This is a genomic window from Rhizobium sp. BK529, assembly GCF_014194105.1.
Classification (GTDB): domain Bacteria; phylum Pseudomonadota; class Alphaproteobacteria; order Rhizobiales; family Rhizobiaceae; genus Rhizobium.
In genome coordinates this window covers 16530-38086 of record NZ_JACIAU010000005.1, presented here as the reverse complement: position 1 = coordinate 38086, position 21557 = coordinate 16530, and the positions used below count along the sequence as shown (strand labels likewise).

16 protein-coding genes are annotated in these 21557 nt (G+C 60.9%); 13 read left to right on the top strand and 3 right to left on the bottom strand.

Annotated elements, in window-relative coordinates; translation table 11 throughout:
* Positions 1 to 42: 42 nt before the first annotated feature.
* From FHX08_RS25440 to FHX08_RS25420, 5 genes are all read left to right on the top strand, one after another.
* On the top strand, positions 43 to 3258 hold the full coding sequence (locus tag FHX08_RS25440; protein ID WP_184328032.1) for a maltotransferase domain-containing protein: 3216 nt from the start codon (positions 43 to 45) through the stop codon (positions 3256 to 3258).
* Between the two features lies 1 nt (position 3259).
* Positions 3260 to 6553 (top strand): maltose alpha-D-glucosyltransferase, encoded by a 3294-nt coding sequence (gene treS, locus FHX08_RS25435; RefSeq protein WP_184327776.1) that lies wholly within the window; start codon positions 3260 to 3262, stop codon positions 6551 to 6553.
* A complete protein-coding gene (gene glgB / locus FHX08_RS25430) occupies positions 6550 to 8772 on the top strand; it encodes a 1,4-alpha-glucan branching protein GlgB (RefSeq protein WP_184327775.1) in 2223 nt (740 codons plus the stop codon). The genes treS and glgB overlap by 4 nt, the downstream gene beginning before the upstream one ends.
* Before the next feature lie 251 nt (positions 8773 to 9023).
* Entirely contained in the window at positions 9024 to 9755 is a 732-nt protein-coding gene (locus FHX08_RS25425) for a Crp/Fnr family transcriptional regulator (protein ID WP_184327774.1), read from the top strand.
* A 38-nt stretch (positions 9756 to 9793) separates the two neighbouring features.
* The gene (locus tag FHX08_RS25420) at positions 9794 to 10024 is read left to right on the top strand and encodes a DUF6894 family protein (RefSeq protein WP_132657980.1); all 231 of its coding nucleotides are present in this window, start codon (positions 9794 to 9796) and stop codon (positions 10022 to 10024) included.
* Positions 10025 to 10220: 196 nt separating this feature from the next.
* Here the strand turns inward: FHX08_RS25420 and FHX08_RS25415 are convergent, their stop codons facing one another.
* Positions 10221 to 11753 carry a sensor histidine kinase gene (locus FHX08_RS25415; protein WP_184327773.1) on the bottom strand — a complete coding sequence of 511 codons (1533 nt, stop codon included), beginning with the start codon at positions 11751 to 11753 and terminating at the stop codon, positions 10221 to 10223.
* Positions 11754 to 11989: 236 nt separating this feature from the next.
* Here FHX08_RS25415 and FHX08_RS25410 point away from each other — a divergent pair, with 236 nt between their 5' ends.
* On the top strand, positions 11990 to 13651 hold the full coding sequence (locus FHX08_RS25410) for an alpha-amylase family protein (RefSeq protein WP_184327772.1): 1662 nt from the start codon (positions 11990 to 11992) through the stop codon (positions 13649 to 13651).
* Positions 13652 to 13809: 158 nt separating this feature from the next.
* Here the strand turns inward: FHX08_RS25410 and FHX08_RS25405 are convergent, their stop codons facing one another.
* The gene (locus tag FHX08_RS25405) at positions 13810 to 14112 is read right to left on the bottom strand and encodes a DUF982 domain-containing protein (RefSeq protein ID WP_184327771.1); all 303 of its coding nucleotides are present in this window, start codon (positions 14110 to 14112) and stop codon (positions 13810 to 13812) included.
* Positions 14113 to 14391: 279 nt separating this feature from the next.
* Between FHX08_RS25405 and FHX08_RS25400 the strand changes: the two genes are divergently transcribed.
* The 7 genes from FHX08_RS25400 (at position 14392) to FHX08_RS25370 (ending at position 20742) form a co-directional block, all read left to right on the top strand.
* Positions 14392 to 15414, top strand: a complete 1023-nt coding sequence (locus FHX08_RS25400; protein ID WP_409527421.1) for an ABC transporter substrate-binding protein — start codon at positions 14392 to 14394, stop codon at positions 15412 to 15414.
* Positions 15415 to 15423: 9 nt separating this feature from the next.
* Positions 15424 to 16323: an ABC transporter permease gene (locus tag FHX08_RS25395; RefSeq protein WP_184327769.1), complete on the top strand. Its 900-nt coding sequence runs from the start codon at positions 15424 to 15426 to the stop codon at positions 16321 to 16323.
* Positions 16320 to 17123 carry an ABC transporter permease gene (locus FHX08_RS25390; protein WP_132657987.1) on the top strand — a complete coding sequence of 268 codons (804 nt, stop codon included), beginning with the start codon at positions 16320 to 16322 and terminating at the stop codon, positions 17121 to 17123. The genes FHX08_RS25395 and FHX08_RS25390 overlap by 4 nt, the downstream gene beginning before the upstream one ends.
* Positions 17120 to 18202, top strand: coding sequence for an ABC transporter ATP-binding protein (locus FHX08_RS25385; protein ID WP_184327768.1), 1083 nt, complete (start codon positions 17120 to 17122; stop codon positions 18200 to 18202). The genes FHX08_RS25390 and FHX08_RS25385 overlap by 4 nt, the downstream gene beginning before the upstream one ends.
* Positions 18203 to 18316: 114 nt before the next feature.
* Entirely contained in the window at positions 18317 to 19180 is an 864-nt protein-coding gene (locus FHX08_RS25380) for a TauD/TfdA family dioxygenase (RefSeq protein ID WP_184327767.1), read from the top strand.
* Between the two features lie 24 nt (positions 19181 to 19204).
* The gene (locus FHX08_RS25375) at positions 19205 to 19858 is read left to right on the top strand and encodes an RraA family protein (protein ID WP_184327766.1); all 654 of its coding nucleotides are present in this window, start codon (positions 19205 to 19207) and stop codon (positions 19856 to 19858) included.
* Positions 19855 to 20742: a carbon-nitrogen hydrolase family protein gene (locus FHX08_RS25370; protein ID WP_184327765.1), complete on the top strand. Its 888-nt coding sequence runs from the start codon at positions 19855 to 19857 to the stop codon at positions 20740 to 20742. The genes FHX08_RS25375 and FHX08_RS25370 overlap by 4 nt, the downstream gene beginning before the upstream one ends.
* Before the next feature lie 191 nt (positions 20743 to 20933).
* On the opposite strand, the gene FHX08_RS25365 is transcribed toward FHX08_RS25370, so the two are convergent.
* The gene (locus tag FHX08_RS25365; protein ID WP_184327764.1) at positions 20934 to 21545 is read right to left on the bottom strand and encodes a TraH family protein; all 612 of its coding nucleotides are present in this window, start codon (positions 21543 to 21545) and stop codon (positions 20934 to 20936) included.
* Between the last annotated feature and the right edge of the window lie 12 nt (positions 21546 to 21557).

The window sequence follows — 21557 nt, the reverse complement described above, 5'->3', positions numbered from 1 at the left end:
AAGACTGTTCATGCGACTGGACGCGCGGAGACAGACCGAGTGATGACAACAGCAATCTCTTCGACCGCTTTCTCCCGATCTCCGCGGATCTATTACGTCAACCCGCTTCTGCTGTCCGGCAGAGACCGCTGGGTTGAGATGTTCGACCACTCAGCCTCTCTTGGCTTTGATACCGTGCTGTCAGCCCCACCGTTTCAAAGAACAGCCGAAAGCCTCTTCTCGCCGCTGGAATACGGCAGCTTGGATCCGGCCCTCAGCCTTTCCGGGAATGCCGAGGAGGCGCTTGCAATGCTGGTCCGCGAGGCCGAAGACCGCGGGATCAAATTGATGCTGGACCTCGCGATCAGCGCAGGGGCCGAACGGAACGATCAGAGGCTTGCGTCTCTCGACCCACGGCGATCACCGCTCATCCCATTTCGCGACCCGTCCGCCTCGGCCTCGCCCGGCCTTACCGACGCCTGGCAGAAGAGGCTTTCTGGTTTCGCCGCCGCCGGAATCGCTGGCTACCGCCTTGTCGGCCTCGATGTCCTGGACATCGCCGAATGGCGGCAACTGATTGCCGCCGCCAGAGCCGCAAACCCGTCGACGGTTTTTCTTGCCTATACCCCCGGCACGGACTTTGCCCTCCGAAAAAGCCTGGGCGATTGCGGGCTCGACGCCACATTCACTTCGCTTGCCTGGTGGGACCTGCGGGAGAGCTGGATCCTTGACGAGTATCGGCTGCAGCGCTTGCTCGGACCGCAGATAGCCTTTCCGGAGCCCCCCTTCGGCAAGCGGCTCGCGCATGGCACGGAGAGCCGAGAGATCCGCGAGCGACGGTCGCGCCGCGCCCTGCGCCTGGCGGTGGAGATCGGTGACGGTCTTCTCGTGCCGATTGGTTTCGAATTCGGAGCGGTGCTGTCGCTAGACCCGACGCATGGACATGGCGAAGGCCTGCGCAGGATGAGAGCCGAGGCCACGTTCGATATGACCGGCGAGTTGCGCGATCTCATGGCAGCCCGCAGCAATGGGGCAAAGCAGCTCCTCACTCGCGAAATCGCGAGCCAGGTTACCGTCATCTCACAAGCCGACGCGGCCGACGTCAGGAGCGCCCGCTCGGTACAGCTGATTGCCGTCAATCGAGACCTGCGTCATCCCGCCATCCTTCCCGAGACTATTCTCAATCGGGCCGTCGCACCTTTCGTTCCCGTGGACATAGCGCCATCCGGACTGCACCTGAAGCCCGGCGAGGCCCGCTTGATCCTCACCGAGGCGCGCGCCGCCATCACGGCCGAACAGGGTGACCTGCCGCTTGTCCAGGCGACGTCCTCGCCGCGCATCGCGATCGAAAAGGTCGCGCCGGCGGTCGATGACGGTCGCTTCCCGATCAAGCGCATCGTCGGCGAGACGGTCGTCGTCGAGGCCGACATCTTTGCCGACGGGCATGATCTTCTGTCGGCAGCGCTTCTCTTCCGCGCGCGCGGACAAGACGGGTGGGGCGAGGCGCGCATGGGCCTTTTCGAAAACGATCGGTGGAAGGGCAGTTTCGTTCTCGATCGTGTCGGCCGCTTCGAGTTCTGCGTGGAAGCCTGGAAGAACCCATTTGCGATCTTCCGCTACGAGCTCGTCAAGAAACACGAAGCCCGCCTCGACCTCAGACTGGAAATGATCGAAGGAGAAGAGTTGATCCGCAGCGCGGCGGCCGAACCGGCGGCGACGATGACGCCCGAGGAGCGGACCGAGCTTGAGGCGCTTCTCGGCGAACTGGAGCGCGGGGAGGGCGCCGCGAAGCTTGACATCCTGCTGGCACCGCGCACCGCCGAGCTGATGAGGCGTGCCGACAGGCGGCCCTTTGCCTGCCGCACAGGTGTCTACGGTGTTGAATCGGAGCGGCGCGAGGCCGGATTTGCGAGCTGGTACCAGATCTTTCCGCGATCGCAGAGCGGCGATCCCAATCGTCACGGCACCTTCGAGGACGTAATCCCCCGTCTGCCGGCCATTCGCGATATGGGTTTCGACGTTCTCTATTTTCCACCGATCCACCCGATCGGCCGCACCAACCGCAAGGGCCGCAACAATTCTCTCGTTGCCGCACCCAATGATCCGGGCAGTCCCTATGCCATTGGCTCGGAAGAAGGTGGCCATGAGGCCATTCATCCCGAGCTCGGGGAATTCGATGATTTCGAACACCTGGTCGATGAGGCGAGAAAGGTCGGGCTTGAGATCGCCCTCGATCTGGCGATCCAGGCTTCGCCCGACCATCCGTGGCTGAGCGAACATCCCGGCTGGTTCGACTGGCGTCCCGACGGCACCATCCGTTACGCCGAGAATCCCCCGAAGAAATACGAGGATATCGTCAACGTTGATTTCTACGCTCGCGATGCCATCCCCTCGCTGTGGGTGGAATTGCGCGATATCGTCGAGATGTGGGTCGACGAAGGCGTCAGGCTGTTTCGCGTCGACAATCCGCACACAAAGCCTTTTCCGTTCTGGGAATGGCTGATCGGCGACATTCGCGCGCGCCACCCGGATGTGATTTTTCTGTCGGAGGCCTTCACACGCCCGAAGGTCATGTACCGGCTGGCCAAGATCGGCTTCTCGCAGTCATACACGTATTTCACCTGGCGCAACGAACGGTGGGAGCTCGAGCAATATATGCGCGAGCTGACCGCAAGCGAGGTGCGCGAGTATTTCCGGCCGCATTTCTTCGTCAATACCCACGACATCAACCCAGACTTCCTGCAGAACGCGCCGCGGCCGGCTTACGTCATTCGCGCCGCGCTCGCCGCCACGCTGTCGGGCCTTTGGGGCGTCTACAACGGGTTCGAGCTTTGCGAGGGACGTCCAGACGCCAAGCGCAAGGAATATGCCGACAGCGAAAAATACGAGATCCGCGCCTGGGACTACGACCGGCCCGGCAACATCAAGGCGGAAATCGCCATGCTCAACCGCATCCGCAGGGACAATCCGGCACTCCATTCGCATCTCGGCCTGTCGCTTTTGCCCTCTTCCAACAGCAACGTCATGTTTTTCGAGAAGGCAGATGCCGGACGTCACAACGTGCTGCTGATCGCCGTCAATCTCAATCCCCACGGGATCGAGGAGAGCAGCGTCGAGTTTCCGCTCTGGAAGTTCGGACTCCGCGACGAGAGCGCGATTGCCCTCGAAGACCTCGTCACCGGCCAGAATTTCAAGCGCACCGGAAAGTGGCAAACGATCAGGCTGGACCCGGCCCATTTGCCCTTCGCCATATGGCGGGTCAGGGCAGGAGAGGCCTGAAATGGATACAGCCTTCATAGAACACGACAAGACGACCACCGATGATGGGCTCTGGTACAAGGATGCGATCATCTACCAGCTGCACATCAAGTCCTTCTACGATGCAAACGGGGATGGCATCGGCGATTTCGAAGGCCTCTATCAGAAGCTCGACCATATCGCCGCTCTTGGCGTCAACGCCATCTGGCTTCTTCCCTTCTTTCCCTCGCCGCGACGCGACGACGGTTACGACATTGCCGATTATCGCAATGTCAGCCCCGACTACGGTACGCTCGACGACTTCCGCCGGTTCGTCGAAGCCGCCCATGATCGTCACATCAGGGTGATCATCGAACTCGTCATCAATCACACCTCCGACCAGCATCCCTGGTTCCAGCGTGCCCGCCAAGCGCCAGTCGGCAGCCCAGAGCGCGATTTCTATGTGTGGTCGGACAATGACCACAAATTCCCGGAGACCCGTATCATCTTCCTCGACACCGAAAAGTCCAACTGGACCTTCGACCCAGTCGCCGGCGCCTATTACTGGCATCGCTTCTATTCCCATCAGCCGGACCTCAACTTCGACAATCCGAAGGTGTTGGAGGAGCTCATCGATGTCATGCGCTTCTGGCTCGAAACCGGCATTGACGGTTTCCGCCTCGATGCGATTCCCTATCTGGTCGAGCGTGAGGGCACGAATAACGAGAACCTGCCCGAGACTCATGCAGTCCTCAAACAGATCCGTGCGGCCCTCGACGCCACCCATTCCGGCGTCATGCTATTGGCCGAAGCCAATCAATGGCCGGAGGATACGCGGGAATATTTTGGTGACGGGGATGAGTGCCACATGGCGTTCCATTTCCCCTTGATGCCGCGCATGTACATGGCGATCGCCAAGGAAGACCGCTTCCCGATCACCGATATCATGCGACAGACGCCGGATATCCCGGAAACCTGTCAATGGGCGATCTTCCTGAGGAACCATGACGAGCTGACGCTCGAAATGGTGACGGATGCCGAGCGGGATTATCTCTGGGAGACCTATGCGTCCGACAAGCGGGCCCGGATCAATCTCGGAATCCGTCGGCGGCTGGCGCCGCTCATGGAGCGCGACCGGCGGCGGATAGAGTTGATGAATGCGCTGCTCTTGTCGATGCCCGGTACACCCGTCGTCTATTATGGAGACGAGATCGGCATGGGCGACAATATCTATCTCGGCGACCGGGATGGCGTGCGCACGCCGATGCAATGGTCGCCCGACCGCAACGGCGGCTTCTCCCGCGCAGATCCGGCACGCCTCGTCCTGCCGCCTGTCGCCGATCCCCTTTACGGCTTCGAGGCCCTCAACGTCGAGGCACAGGTCGCCGACGCTCATTCGCTGTTGAACTGGACGCGGCGCATGCTGGCGCTGCGGCGCCGTCACAGCGCCTTCGGGCGTGGGTCCTTGCGGTTCCTGACGCCGAGCAACCGCCGGATCCTCGCCTATCTGCGCGAATATCAGGACGAGGTCATCCTGTGCGTTGCTAATCTCTCGCGCCTTCCCCAGGCCGTCGAACTCGATCTGTCGGCTTTCGAAGGCCGCATCCCGATCGAACTCACCGGCATGTCGCCCTTTCCGCCGATCGGCCAGCTGACCTATCTCTTGACGCTTCCGCCCTACGGCTTCTTCTGGTTTCAGCTCAACAGCGAGGCGGACGGCCCCGCCTGGCGCACGGCCCCGCCCGAGCAGCTGGCCGACTTCGTCACCGTTGTCATCCGGCGCAGCCTGACGGAACTTGTCGAACAGCCCCAGCACGCAGCAATGCTCAGCCGCGACATCCTGCCGGCCTACCTGTCCAAGCGGCGCTGGTTCGGTGCCAAGGACCAGCCGCTTCAAGAGGCTCGGCTCGTATCTGCCACGCCTGTTCCCTTCGCCGATGGCGTCGTGCTCGGCGAGCTTGAGGCCGTGCTGCCCGATCACGTGGAGAGCTATCAGTTGCCGCTTGCGGCCGAATGGGATGATACCGCGCCCAACGTACTCGGCCAGCAGCTATCGCTCGCGCGCATCCGGCAGGGTCGGCGTGTCGGCTTCCTGACGGATGGATTTGCCGTCGAGACGATGGCGCGCGCCATCCTGCGGGGCCTGCGCGACCGGTCCGTTGTCAGCGGGCGGACGGGACAGATCGCGTTCATCGGCACCGACCAGCTCGACCGCCTGGCATTGTCTGACGACATGCCGATCCACTGGCTATCGGCGGAGCAATCCAACAGTTCGCTCATTGTCGGCGACGTGGCAATGATCAAGCTGATCCGACATGTCTTCGTCGGCATTCATCCGGAGGTGGAGATGACCCGCTATCTGACGGAGCACGGCTACGAACATACCGCCCCGTTACTGGGGGAGGTCGTCCGCACCGACAGCGACGGGCGGCGATCCACGCTGATCATCGCCCAGGGCGCGATCCGCAACCAGGGCGACGCTTGGAACTGGATGCTTGCCAATCTCAGACGTGTGGCCGACGAGATCGTCATGACGGAAGCCGCCGTCGAGACGGCCGACGAGCAGCTGCGACCGCTTGTCAGTTTCGTCGCAATGATCGGCGAGCGGCTCGGCGAGCTGCATGTGCTCCTGTCGCGGCCGACGGATGACGAAGCCTTTTCGCCGCGCCGGGCCGGCGGGTCCGACCTTGAAGCCATCCGGACATCCGTCACCGGTGAAATTGCCTACGCCTTCTCCAAGCTTACCGACCTCGGTGCAGAGATCGATGATGGGGTGGGTGGTTTAGTCGGATCACTCCTTAAGCGCCAGGGCGCCATCATTGAGCGTGCCGCAGCGCTGGCGGACGGAGCCAACGGAACGCTGCTCACCCGCGCTCATGGCGATTTCCATCTTGGCCAGGTTCTGGTGACGGAAGCGGACGCCGTCATCATCGATTTCGAGGGGGAACCGGCCCGCAATCTTGCCGAACGGAGGGCAAAGACAAGCCCGCTGCGGGACGTCGCCGGGCTTTTGCGCTCGCTCGACTACCTGTCGGCGACCGCGACACTCGAAAACGATGCGATCTCCGACCATCATGACGCGCGTCGGCGCGAGGTCATTTCGCGCTTTGGCGCCAGCGCCGAACAGGCCTTCATGCAGGCCTATGCACAGGCGCTTTCGGCCTCGCCGGATCTGCCCAATTCGGAAGCTGAGGTCAGACGCATCCTCGACGTCTTCCTCTTGGAAAAGGCGGCTTACGAAATCGCTTATGAGGCGCGCAATCGCCCGAAGTGGCTACCAATACCGCTGAATGGCTTTGCCGACATCCTGACCCGCCTCTCGGGGACCCGCTCATGACGACGGACCTCGCCGACATCTTCTTCGGTGTGGCGTCGGATGCCATCCAGGCCCTTGCCGAGGGACGCCATGGTGATCCATTTTCCATCCTCGGCCCGCATCAATGCGGCGATGGTCGCTACGCTGTCCGCGTCTTTTTGCCGGGGGCGGCGGGCGTCGACTTGATCGCCAGCGAAAGTGACCGTCTTCTCGCCTCTGCGGATCTCGTCCATCCGGCCGGCCTGTTCGGCACCGTGCTGCCGGAACTGGTCTCCTATCGCTTGCGGGTGCACTGGCCCGACGCGATCCAGGTCACCGATGATCCCTACAGATTCGCTCCATTGCTCGGCGACCTCGACCTCCACCTCGTTGCCGAAGGCACCCATTACAATCTGACGCGTGCCCTCGGGGCCAATCCGATGACGATCGACGACGTTGCTGGTGTGCGCTTTGCTGTCTGGGCGCCCAATGCACGGCGCGTTTCCGTGGTCGGCGACTTCAACAGCTGGGACGGCCGGCGCCATCCCATGCGCCTTCGGCCACAGGCGGGTGTCTGGGAAATATTCATTCCGCAAGTGACCGTCGGCGAGCGTTACAAATTCGAGATCCTCGATCCGTACGGCAATCTGCTGGCCCAGAAGGCCGATCCGGTTGCAAGAGCGGCGGAGCCGGCGCCGTCGACGGCATCGGTGGTCGCCTCCACCGATCCCTTCGCCTGGACCGATGCAGCCTGGTTGAGCGCCCGCCGCAGCGCCGACAAACAGACAGAGGCGATCAGCATCTACGAGGTGCACGCCGGTTCGTGGCTGCGCGACATGAGCGATGGCGCGCGCGCGCTCGACTGGGTCGAGCTCTCGCAGCGCCTCATACCCTATGTTCGTGACATGGGCTTCACACACATCGAGTTGCTACCGATCATGGAGCATCCCTTCGGCGGCTCCTGGGGCTACCAGCCGCTCGGCCTGTTTGCGCCAACCGGCCGCTATGGGACGCCCGAGGATTTTGCCTATTTCGTCGATCGCTGCCATGGCGCAGGGATCGGTGTCATCCTCGACTGGGTGCCGGCGCATTTCCCGACGGATGTCTGGGGTCTGGCGCGTTTCGACGGGACAGCACTCTATGAACACGAAGACCCTCGTGAGGGTTTTCATCAGGATTGGAACACATTGATCTACAATCTCGGTCGCAACGAGGTCAAAGGCTTCCTGATCGCCAGCGCCCTTGAGTGGCTCGAGCACTATCATGTCGACGGGTTACGCGTCGATGCGGTCGCATCGATGCTTTACCGCGACTATAGCCGGGCGGCGGGCGAATGGATCCCGAACCGCTACGGCGGCCGCGAAAACCTCGAAGCCATCGAGTTCTTCAAGCATCTCAACAGCATCGTTCATGAACGGTTTCCGCATGCGCTGATGATCGCCGAGGAATCGACTGCCTTTCCCAACATTACCAGGTCACCGCAGGACGGTGGGCTGGGATTCGACATGAAATGGAATATGGGGTGGATGCACGACACGCTTCATTACATGTCCGACGACCCGGTCTATCGCAAATACCACCATGGTTCGATGACCTTCGGCATGATCTATGCTTACAGCGAGCACTTCATCCTGCCGTTCTCGCATGACGAGGTCGTGCATGGAAAGGGATCAATATTTGCCAAGATGCCGGGAGACGCCTGGCAGAAGATGGCCAATCTACGCGCCCTTTTTGGCTTCATGTGGGGCCATCCGGGCAGGAAGCTCCTCTTCATGGGCTGTGAGATCGGTCAAAAGGCGGAATGGAGCCACGACGGCTCGGTCGAATGGGATCTCCTTGATGATCCGCTTCATTTTGGCCTGCAGCGACTGATGCGCGACCTCAACCGCATCTACCGCCATTTCGCCTGCCTGCACTATGGCGACAGCGAACCGTCCGGGTTTGAATGGGCTGTCGCCGACGACGCGGAAAATTCCGTGCTCGCCATGCTGCGCTATGATCGCGAACGCCGGTCCGTCGCTCTCGTCATTTCGAACTTCACGCCGGTTCCGCGTCACAGTTACCGGGTGGGCGTTCCCTTGCCGGGCCACTGGCGGCAGATCCTCAACACCGATGCATCGATCTATGGGGGCACTGGCGCGGGCGGTGGAGATCGCGGCAGCGAGAGTATCACTGCCCATGGCCGCGCCCAATCGCTTCTACTCGACCTTCCGCCTATGTCGACGATGGTTTTCGTCCGTGAGGACAGTTTGTCCGCGTGAGCCCTCGCCGAGCGATCGAGCCCAGACGGCGCGACCGGTGCCGGCAGGGCTCGCTCTGTCTCTCCGCGCTTGAGATCCGAAGATCCCCTTGGCCGCCAATGGCGCACAGCGGCGGCTTAAAGCACAGACGCTGGCGTGGCCGGCGAACGCGCTCTGGAACCAGAAGCCCGGGCGACAGTTCATTCGATACTGTTGCCAGGGTTGGAGCCTGCGGATCGCCGCTCGCGCTACAGGCAACTCGGGAGACACGGATGGCGCCGAACCAGGGACAAATATCGAACCGCATGCTGACCGCGCTCGATCTACATGATTTTGCGCTGCTTGCACCATATCTCGAGCGGGTCGATCTTCCCGCTCAGTTCCAGATCGCCAAACCGCGCGAAAGGCTCGAGCACGTCTATTTTCCCGAAAGCGGGATCGGAGCGGTCATGACGGTCTCTTCCACCGGCCAGATTGCGGAGGCCGGAATGTTCGGCTGGGAAGGCTTCGTGCCGACCGCCACCATCATCGGCGACAATGTCGTTCCCTATATTGTCGAAATGAACATCGCCGGGTGGGGGTATCGGGTGCCGATCGAGGCAATGCGGCAGGCGACGATGGAGAGCTCTTCCTTCCAGGTCCCGCTCATCAAATACATGCATGTCTTTGCCACGCAGGTCGCCTTCACCGCGCTTGCCAATATTCGCTATCTGCTCGAACAGCGGCTCGCCCGGTGGATTCTGATGTGCCACGATCGCCTTCGCAGCGACGAGATGTGCATCACGCATGAATATATCGCCCTGATGCTCGGCGCCAGGCGCCCGGGTGTGACGACGGCACTTCATATCCTGGAAGGGCATCGTCTGATCCGCTCCCTGCGCGGCTCCGTCGTCATCCGTGACCGCGAGGGGCTTGAGGCATTTGCGGCCGGATCCTATGGAGTTCCCGAACAGGAATTCGAGCGGCTTATCGGGAGCCGCGCGATCAGTCACAAACCGGCATGAGCGGCGCCGAGATCCAAGAGACAATCAGACGGTGAAGCATGCGGTATTTTTTCCACATACGTGACGGCGAGGATTTGATCCTGGACCAGGAGGGAAGCGACTGCGCGAGCCTTGCGGCTGCCATCGAGGAGGCCAAGGCCGACGCCCGCGAACTCATGGCCGAGCGGTTGCGGTCGGGCCGCGAACTCGACGGCCAGTCCTTCGAGATCGTCGATGATGCTGGACTATTGGCAGCCGTCGTGCGGTTCAAGGACGCCTTGCCATTATGATCGTGACGGCTCGTGGCACAGGCGCCGCGGGCAGGAGGGCGGATCGGATTTCACATCACCCTTGGCAGACGTGCGACCTGCGGCAGCTCCGTCATTGCTCAATTCGCGACTATCCGGCTTTACGAAAGACACTTCAGCGCAATTTGGGAGTAGGCATACAGCGGCTGGCGCCAAGGCGCTGCCGGACGGACCGACTTCAGCGCGTCAATGCCAACTGCGCCCTAAAAAGGGTGCCATTCATGCGCTCGATCGTAAAGGTCCCGCTCAGCTCGGTGACGAAGGCTTTGATCAGCCGGCTGCCCATACCCGCCTTTGTCGCGGTCGGATCATATCCGATGCCGTCATCGGCAAATTCGAACAGCACGACATCGTTCGGCTGTCGCAAAAGCCGGACGCGGATCTGCCCCTGAGATCGATCGGCGAAGGCGTATTTTATGCTGTTTGTCAGCAGTTCGTTGAGCAGAAGCGCAAAAGGCGTCGCCTTCTCCGCATCGATCTCGATATCGTCGAGTTCGAACGCCAGGTCGATAGGGCGATCGTTGAGCCCAACCAGCGTACGCGCGAGGCTCGGAACGAGCTGGCGGGCATTGACGCTGCTGAACTGATCGAAGCCGTACATCTGCTCGTGAACGGCGGACATGGCCTGAATCCGGTCATTCAACTTCTGGACTGTTTCCGGCCTGAGGCCCTGCAGGCGCACGAGTGCCATGACGGTCTGCAGGTTGTTCTTCACGCGGTGGTGAATTTCACGCATCAGAATCTGATTGGTGCGCAGGGCTTCTGCCAGTTCGGCCATGTGATGGGCGTCGGCCCGTGCCAGGCTCAGGATATTCCATCCGACGGCCATGCTTGCAGCAAGGGCAACCGCGGTGATGAGTGCCACGATTGCAACATCCGTCCAGAAGGGTTTCAGAATTAGCGAAGTCTCGGCGGAGGCGATCGCCACGAACGGCGTCCGCTCGACAATGCGATAGGCCACCAGACGCCGCACCTGGTCGACAGGCGAGACTGAAGTATAGGTTCCGGTGGTGGCCTTGCGCATATAGTCGGTAAACAGCACGTAGTTGCCGAGATCGACCATTTCCTTCGGTTCGGGATGGCGCGCGATGAGTTTGCCATCCCGCCGAAAGATGCTGACGGTCGAACCCGGTCCAAGCGGCGACGCATCCCAGATCGAACGCAACATCCCGACATCGAAGGCTAGAACGGCGACGCCTAAGAACTTGCGGTCGCGCTCGATGCGGGCGGCCGACAGGAAGACGCGCCTTCCAGTATTGGCCATCTCGGTCATCGCCGACGTGTAGGCTTCCGCTCCATTGGCCAGCCGCTGGAAGTAGGTCCGATCGACGATGTCGGCTGGCGTGCTCTCACGGTCTGTCGAATAGATAAGCGAGCCGTCGGAGGCCAGGACATAGGCTGTCGCTGTGCTTGGCAGCTCCGCCGTCGCAATGTTCAGCCGCCTCAGGCGTTCACCGTTATCCGGGCCAATTGCCGCCCCGAAGGCATCGTCCATTCGAAAAAGGGTCTGACGCGCGAGAGAATTGATCCAGACAGCGTTGGCCGCGACGATTTTGGCGGTTGCAACAACCTGTTGCTCACCACTTTTTACCGCCGCCGAATAGCTCGAATGCAGCCAGACTGCCAGGACGAGACACAACGCGGTAAACAGGCAGACAACTGCGGCGATGGCGGCCCTGCCGACAATTGTGAAGCCGCTGGTCAGGCCCATCCAACCCTCATGATCTGACGAAGCGGTACTGTCGGATGGCAAGCCATTGGATGTCAAGAATTAGTACGTTTGGAATCAATGGGCGGCGTCTTATTCGCGATCCAGCCGTCACGTGACCATTGGCCTCCGGCGCCGTTTTCACGCCTCTCGTTTCTGCGGAGACCGACTGGAGGGTGGAGCGGCTGCGGAACAATCAACGGCATAGGCCATTGCCTTGTCCAACAAGGAGGGATCCGATGATCAACGATCTCTGGTACAAGAATGCCGTCGTCTACTGCCTGTCGGTCGAAACCTTCATGGATGCCAATGGTGACGGGATCGGCGACTTCCAGGGTCTTGCACGCCGTCTCGACTATCTTGCAGGTCTCGGCATCACGGCGATCTGGCTCATGCCGTTCCAGACGTCGCCCGGCAAGGACGACGGCTACGATGTCTCGGACTATTATAACGTCGATCCGCGCTACGGGACGCTCGGCGACTTCGTCGAGTTCACGCATGGCGCAAAACAGCGCGGCATCAGGGTCATGATCGACCTCGTCGTCAACCACACCTCCGATGAACATCCCTGGTTTCAGGAGGCGCGCAAGGACGAGAATTCGCCTTATCGCGACTGGTATGTCTGGTCGAAGGAAAAGCCCGAAAATGCCAGCCAGGGAATGGTCTTTCCCGGTGTCCAGAAGACCACCTGGTCCCGCGACAAGGTCTCCAGGAAATATTATTTCCACCGCTTTTACGATTTTCAGCCCGATCTCAACACCGCCAATCCGCATGTGCAGGCAGAGATCCTGAAAATCATGGGCTTCTGGATCCAGCTCGGCGTCTCCGGCTTCCGGATGGACGCCGTTCCCTTCGTGATCGCAAGGAAGGGTGCCGACGTAGACAAACCGGTAGAACAATACGACATGCTGCGGACCTTTCGTGAATTCCTGCAATGGCGCCAGGGCGACGCGATCATCCTGGCCGAAGCCAACGTCCTGCCGAAAACGGATATGAACTATTTCGGCGAGGACGGTGACAGAATGCACATGATGTTCAATTTCCAGGTCAACCAGACGCTCTTCTACGCCCTTGCAAGCGGCGATTGCGCACCGCTTGCCAAGGCGCTTGAGGCGACCCGGGCGCGACCGCCGACCGCCCAGTGGGGCCACTTCCTGAGGAACCACGACGAACTCGATCTCGGCCGATTGAGCGAGGCGCAACGCAACATGGTTTTCGCCGCCTTCGGCCCCGATAAGGATATGCAGCTTTATGACCGCGGCATCCGGCGCCGCTTTTCGCCTATGCTCGGTGGCAACCGTGACCGCATGCGCATGGCCTATTCGCTGATGTTCTCCCTCCCAGGCACGCCCGTGCTGCGCTACGGCGACGAGATCGGCATGGGAGAGGATCTTTCATTGCCGGAACGAAATTGTGCGCGTACACCGATGCAGTGGTCGACCGAGCCGCAAGCCGGTTTCACCAAGAGCGACGCACCCGTGCTGCCGGTCATTTCCGACGGCGCTTACGGATTTCAGCATATCAATGTCGCCGATCAGCGCAGAAATCCGGATTCGATGCTGAATTGGATGGAACGGCTCATCAGGATGCGCAAGGAGGCGCCTGAGATCGGCTGGGGAGACTTCCGCGTTCTCGATGTTGAGGAAGACGGTGTCCTCGCCATCCGGTATGACTGGCGCAACAACGCCGTTCTGATCGTTCACAATCTCAACGAAAGTCCAATCGAGGTGCGGATCGATCCGGGCTCGGGGGAAGGGAGCCAATTGCTTGTCGACATTGCGGGCGGCTCCGACAGCCGAGCAGACGAGGCCGGTCTCCACCGCCTTTATCTCGAAGGCTATGCGTATAAGTGGTTCCGCGTCGGCGGTCTGGACTACCTGCTTCGTCGCACGGAGATTTGAGACGGTGATCTGATGCCGTAACAGGCAGTGGGCCAATCGGGATAGGGGAAGAATTGCCTGTGTCAGGGCGCAAGACGGCTCCACTTCCTCGAAGGGCCTGGAGCGCTAGGCACTCGAGATCGAAGGAATGGGCCGGCCTCGAATTCCGGCGCCATGCCTCAGCTGTGCAATTCAGCAGTCTTGCCGCTGGCAGCGTCGAACGCAACGACGCTGAAGGTCACGATATCGGCCTCCCTGGCGGCACGCAGCAGCGCATGCCGAAATTCTTCGACCTCGATCTTTCCGCTGATCGCGTCTACGCAGGCTTTCACCGCGGTGACGTATTCCTCGCCGTCGTCTATCGGCCAGTCCTTGATCAGGACGTAGGCCGCATCTCCGAGCGTGCGCACGATCCTTTGCGTCGACCGGTTTCGCAGAACGAACCCGATCGGAGCAATCGCAGAGGCCGCGTTCCAGTCCATGGTCTTCGATCCCAATCAAGGAAATGCAATTAAGAGGCGTATCATAGGCACGATATCTTAAAGATTGGAACTGGGTTTTCGTCCGGGTGATTTTTCCCAGACGGCTGCGCTCGCGGCGGCTCAGACGTTGCCGTTGCCGCTCGCTCGCCTCGATTCATAGCATCGAGGCATGAATGCGAGTTGATTGTTATTAGACCTATGAAGTCGGCGTCGGCACCATTTTTCCGGGAACAATATCAACCGGGAGAAACCAACGTGCGACCATTCCAGCCACCTTCCATTCTGTATGCAGCCTTTGCCCTGTGTCTGCCGCAGCTCGCGCATGGGGAAACGCTTGTCGTCAACAGCTATGGCGGACCCTACGAGACAATCATTCGGCAGGCCATCATCGAGCCTTTCGAACGCAAGACTGGAATCGACGTCATCTACGACGCGGTCGGCTCCGCCGCGCAGGACTATGCCAAGATAAAGGCGACGAAGGGGCGGCCGGGCTTCGACGTCGTCGTCATGACAGCCTCGCAATCGCTTCAAGGCTGCCGCGACGGCCTGCTCGACAGGCTGGACGTTGCTTCGATCCCGAACCTCGCTTCCCTGACGACGAGCCTTCAGGAGGTTGCGGGCTCCTGCGGCGCGGTCCACGAGGTCCAGTACATGTCGCTGCTCTACAGGACCGACAAGCTTGCCTTAGCGCCGAGCTCTTGGAATGATCTGCTCCGGCCGGATCTTGCCGGCAAGGTGGTCCTGCCGACCTTCCAGAACGTCATGGCCGTCTATCTGCTGGAAATGATGTCGGTCACCGAAGGTGGCGGGCTGATCGACAATATCGACCCCGGTTTTGCCGCCATGGCGCGCCTGGCCAAGCAATCGATCGGCTTCGAACAATCCTCCGCCATCCTCGAAAGCTACATCAAGGACGGTACGGTCTGGGCGATGCCCTTCTGGAACGGTCGCGCTCAGCTCCTGGTCGACGAGGGTCTGCCCGTCGACTACGTGCGGCCGAGGGAGGGAACCATCCCGCTGATTGCGACGCTCAACATCCCCGTTAGCGCCGAGCACAAGGCGGCGGCGAGATCCTTCATCAATTTCTTCCTGGAAAAGGCCAGCCAGGAAGCCTGGGTAACAGGTTACAAGGTCGGAAGCGCTCGCGCCGACCTCGAGATCCCCGAAGCCCTTCGCCGCCGACAGGTCACGTCGCAAGAGGATCTCAGTTCGCTCAAGTTGCCCGATCTGACCGAGCTTGGCGACAAGCTCCCGGAATGGGGGGAACGATGGGACCGGGACGTCGTCTCGCAGGCGCGTTGAGGAGTGTCCATGACAACGCTTACCGCTACTGCCCCGGCCGTTTCCGGGCGACTTGCCGTGCGAACGTCGGCACCGATGTTGCTGGCGCCGTCCTTCCTGCTGCTGCTGATCTTCTTCGCCCTCCCAATGGGCATGATGATTGGCATGAGTTTTCTCGACAGCCGAACGCTCACGCCGACATTTGGAAATTACGAACGCTTCTTCCTCGATGGCTTGTCGCTTGCCGGTTTTCTCCGCACCGCGGTCATGTCGTCCGTGGTCGCCGTTGCCGTCACGCTTCTTGGCTATCCCGTGGCCTATTTCCTCGCCCGGTCACAGTCACGCTGGCGCACCGTTGTCTTCGCGCTTGCCTTGGCGCCCGAGCTTGCCGGCGTGGTGCTGCGCACCTATGGCTGGCTGATCATCCTGGAAGATCGTGGCTTCATCAATGATGCGCTCATTCATCTCGGCATCATCTCGACGCCTCTTCCCCTCTCAAAGAACCTGTTTGCAGTCGTCGTCGGACTGACGCATGTCGTGCTGCCCTTCGGCATATTGTCATTGATGACGAGCATCCAGGGGATTGACGTCAACCTTGAACGCGCCGCCCAGATGCTTGGAGCCTCCAGAGCGGCCGTCATCCGCCACATCGTCGTTCCGCTCTCCGTGCCGGGCATCGTCAGTTCACTGTTGATCAGCTTCACCATGGCGGCGAGCGCCTACGCAACGCCGGCCCTTCTCGGCGGCGCACGCTTCAAGGTGCTGGCGACGATGATCTCCGAACAGGTGCTGTTTTACGTCGACTGGCCCTTCTCGAGCGTCATGGCGATCGCCCTGCTTGCCATGATGCTCGTAGTCTCAATCATCGGAATTCGGTGGGAGTCACGTCTCAAGGTGAAAAAGTCGTCCTGGGCGGGAGAGGTACGATGACGAAAATGATTGCAATCGGCTTCTGGTCGGCGCTCGCTCTCGTCCTGGCTTTCATCGCGCTGCCGCTCCTCGTCGTCATCGCGGCCTCCGTCAGCCCGACCTCGGCCGTGACGTTCCGGCCATGGGAATGGACAGCTATCTGGTACGGCGGGCTTTTCGAGGAACGGTGGGTCGAACCCTTCCTTTTGAGCGTCAAGCTCGCCGTGATCGTGGCGGCGATCAGCGGCGTTGTCGGGACGCTTGCTGCCTTTGCCCTTGTCCATGAACGTATTCCAGGCTCGAGCGTCATCATGGCGGCGCTCTTGTCGCCGCTTTCGGTCCCGCAGATCGTCAAGGGCGTGGCGATCGTGCTTTTCCTGTCGATCATCGGCCTGCAGACCATGCTTGGGATGCCGGCTCTGATCGCCGCGCATGTCGTGCTGGCTCTGCCTTTCGTCATGCGAATGGCTGCCGGCGCCCTTGCGAATTTCGACGAGAACCTCGACCGCGCCGCCCAGATTCTCGGCGCCAGCAAACGTCAGCGGACGCTCTATGTCGTGCTGCCGCTCATCAAGCCGGGCGTGCTGTCCGGCGTGACTTTCGCCTTTATCATTTCGTTCAACAACATTCCGCTGTCGGTCTTTCTGGTCCGCCCGGGCGACACGACCCTGCCGATCGCCGTCATCAATCACCTCGAATACAGCCTCGACCCGGTCATGGCGGCGGTCAATGTCGCCTCGATGATCTTCATCCTGGTCGTGATCCTGGCTTTCGAAAAACTCGGCGGTTTTTCCGCGCAGCTCCATGGAGGAAGCAAATGAGCGAATTCGATATCGAACTCCTGTCGGTCGCAAAGTCCTTCGGTCCTCATCTCGCCGTCAGGGACATCAATCTGCAGATCCCTGCAGGCGAGTTCGTCAGCATCCTTGGTCCGTCCGGCTGCGGCAAGACGACGACCCTGAACATGATCGCAGGTTTCAACACGCCGAGCCGGGGCGACGTCCGCATCCGCGGCCGCAGCCAGCTGAACGTGCCGCCCGAGAAGCGCAACCTCGGGCTGGTGTTTCAGAACTACGCGCTCTTCCCTCACATGACGATTGCCGAAAACGTTGGTTTCGGCCTTCGCGTGCGAGGCGCGCGGCGCGCGGAGATCAATGCGAGCGTGGAGAAGGCACTGCGAAGCGTGCATCTGGAGGGTTTCGATCAGCGCTATCCGAAGGAACTCTCTGGCGGCCAGCAGCAGCGTGTCGCGCTTGCCCGGGCCATCGCCCCGCGGCCCTCGCTCCTGCTCCTCGACGAGCCGCTCTCCAATCTCGATCTTAAATTGCGCGAGTCCATGCGCGCCGAGCTCAAGGAAATCCACGAGACACTCGGCATGACGTTCGTGTACGTCACACACGACCAGGAAGAAGCCATGGCCATGTCCGATCGAATCGTCGTCATGGATCGTGGCGTCATCGTTCAGCAAGGCACACCCGGGGACATCTATCGCCAGCCGGCATCACGATTCGTGGCCGATTTCATCGGGCGGTCGAACATCCTGCCGATTTCGGGATGCTCACGCTCGGGGTCGGGTGTCAAACTGTCGATCGAGGGCGGTCCCACCATCCTGACGTCCGGCGGCTCGAACGCGCCAGACACGATCAGCTTCTGCTCCATGCGACCACAGAGCGTCAAGCTTGCCGGGGTGGACGAGGTTCCGCCCGGGATGAACCGGCTTGAAGGGACCTTGCGCCGCGTGACCGACTTCGGAGCCTATGCGGAGCTCGAGGCGATCATCGGTGGCGGGCACCGGTTGATCCTGCACCACCCATCCCTCGCAACCGGACATGCGCTCACGCCTGGCAGACCCGTGACGCTCGCTGTCGATCCGTCGGACGTCCGGCCGCTTTCGGCCTGAACGGGATCGATCGACCACCGCTATCAATGCGCGATGATCGCTATTGGAGTTCGGAACTCCGGCGGACGTAGCATCGCATCGGCCCGACAAGGGGACCACAAAAGGAGATTGAAAATGCTGAAGGAAAGACTGAAGGCGGTACAGGCCGAGAGCAATGTCTGCGCCGACATCGAGGGGTTTGATTTCAACAACTATGATGCGCGCGATATCGAGGAACTGCGTCACTACTGGCTGCAATATGGCGTTCTCCGCTTCAAGCAAACCCGGATCTCCGATGCGGACCAGGTGGCCTTTTCGCGCCATTTCGGCGAGTTCGTCATCCATCCGAAACAGCTGCAGGAGGGAGGCCATCCCACCCATCCGGAAATTCTCGTCATCAGCAACGCAACGCAAGACGGCAAGCCTACCGGTGCCATGGGCAACAGCGAAGCGACCTGGCATACCGATACATGGTTTTACGAAAAGCCACCGGCTGGCGCCATTCTACGTGCCGTCAAGGTGCCGCCCACAGGCGGCGATACCTATTTCCTATCAACCTATATGGCATATGAAACCTTGCCGGCGGCGCTGAAAAACCTGGTCGACGGTCGCCAGATCTTCTTCCAGAACGTCTACGACAAGACAGGCAAGCTGCGGCTCGGCAAGACGGAGCCTGCGAGCAAGGATTTCCGCGAGTGGGGCGGCATCGTCCATCCGCTGGTACGCACCCATGGCGAAACCGGCCGCAAGGCGCTCTATCTCGGCGGCACCTCCGATGGCGCATGGGTCGTCGGCATGCCGCTCGACGAGAGCAATGCGCTGCTTGCCGAACTCTGGGATCACACGACGAGGGACCAGGAGATCTTCGTCCAACGCTGGGATGAAGGCGACATCATGATGTGGGACAACCGGTGCACGATGCATCGGCGCGACTCCTTCGACCCGGCATCGATCCGCATCATGCACCGGACGACAACCTCCGGCGAACGCCCGATCTGATCTCGTTTCAGGAAAGACCGTGACATGACACCCTTCTACCGGGCTTATGAACGCCAGCTCAGCCTACCCCCGGATCTCATTGACATGCTCCCAGCGGTCGAAACCGCAACGATCGGGCATGTCGAGCATCTGGGCTTTGTCGGCGACAATGTCCGTCCCGTCTTTCCCTGCCGGGCCTTCGGTCCGGCCTTGACCGTCGCGGCGCCAGGCCGCGACGGTGTCATCATCTACAGGGCGATCGACATGCTGAAGCCGGGCGACATGCTGGTCATCTCCCGTGTCGACCGCGACGATGTGGCATGTGTAGGGGGCGGTGTTGCCGCAGCCGCCAAGGCGAAGGGGGCAAGCGGCATCGTCATCGACGGGCCATGCACCGATGTCGAGGAGATTGTCGCGGTCGGCCTTCCGGTCTGGTGCCGAGGCGTGTCGTCGCGGACGACAAACCGGATCTTTTCGATCGGCGGATCGATCAATGTTCCGATCGCCTGCGGCGGGGCAGCAATTCTGCCGGGTTATGCCGTTCTGGCCGATAGCGAAGGCGTCTTTGCCGCCGAGACCGAGCGCATGCGCGCCCTTGCGGAAATGGCGATCGCACGCCAGCAGCGCTCGGCTGCGCTGCGGGCGCATCTCACGGCCGGTAAATCCATATTCCTGTTCGAGCAAGAGGACCTTGCATGAAAATCTCGCTTATTCAGATGAATGCCCGCCCGGATCGGGCCTATAATCTTGCCGAAGCCAGCCGGCTGATGTTGAAGGCGGTCCGAAACGAAAGGCCGGACCTCATCGTGCTGCCGGAACATTTCGACTGGACGGGTGGTACGGCAGCCGAAAAGCAGGCGGCCGCCGATCTCATTCCCGGCGGCCGAGCCTATAACATGGTGCAACGCTTTGCCGCCGAGCATGGTGTCGCCATCCATGCCGGCAGCATCCTTGAAAGCGTTCCCGGCCACGACCGGATCTTCAATACAAGTGTCGTCTTCAACGCCAATGGGACCCAAATTGGTGCCTATCGGAAGATCCATCTCTTCGACATCATTGCTCCGGATGGAAAACGCTACGCAGAGTCAGAGACGGTCGCACCCGGCAATCAGCTGCTGATCTATGAGATCGGCGGCTTCCGGATAGCCTGCTGTATCTGCTACGACCTGCGCTTCTCGCGTCTTTTCGATCGCCTGGCCAGCGAAAAGGCGGATGTCTTCGTCCTGCCGGCAGCCTTCACGGCGCAGACCGGAAAATATCATTGGGAAGTCTTGTGTCGGGCACGCGCAATCGAATTCCAGGCTTTCATGGTCGCATGCGGGCAATGCGGTTCCTACAAGACACCTGACGGGGAGGAACGGCACATGTTCGGAAACTCCATGATCTGCGACCCATGGGGACAAATCCTGGCACGGGCGGACGACAGGCCGGGAGTTCTCAGCGCGAGAGTCGAACGTGACAGGCTGAGGCAGGTTAGAGGTTGGATTCCAATGGAAGCACATAGGGTCGATGTTACCGCGATGCCGCTTGCAACCGCCAGTGCTACGATGGCCAACCGTCGGGTGCCGGACGTGACCTTTTGACGGCCTCTAGCCGGTTCGAAACTGAACATTCGGTCGCTCATCGCCGGCTTCGGACGGGCGCGCTTTCGCCCTTTCGTGACCAGCAGCGTGATGTGTCCGATATCGCTGTCGACGACAGCAGGTGCGAATTCTTGGTATCGACATAGATGCGGCTGAAGCCGGCGTGGGTCCGCAATCCTTCGGGCGATCGCCTAGTTGCTCCCAATCCTCGAAAGATCGATCCGGATACCGGCGTCCTGCGCCTTCGCCTTCGCTTGAGACGGCATGGGCGGCTCGGTTGGTTGATCGGACGTCGCTGCGGTTTCGCTAGGAACAACGTTGTTCGGCTGTGCGTCAAGCGTGCCCCCGGGATCCTCTGCCCGGAACACATTCAAGCCTTCGAACCTGGCAGTCCTCCAGGCATGAATGGCGTCTTCGAAGATCTGCGCAAAAGCCTCCTCGCTTTTCGGATTGCCGTACCATTTGCTGACGATCCGCAGGACCTTGGCAAACATTGCGGTGCCCATGCGGAGGTTGCCACACGGCTCCACCAGATCCGGTTTCAGCTCGGTGGCGTCTTTTGCACCCACTCCAGCCGGGAACTGGGTGATCCCGACGCGCACGATCGCCTTCCCGGCATATTCGCGCACGATCCCCAAAGCCTCATCCGGCGATTTCGGCGTTGGGACCAGGATAAGACGCCCTCCCGACTGAACGGCGAGGGCGAGGGGGTCGCTGGAACCCGCCGCCTCTACGAATTGCTCGACGACCGCGGGCTTCAGCGAAGGATCGGCACATTGGTCTAACAATGCAGGATCGAGCATCAAGGCTCCGTT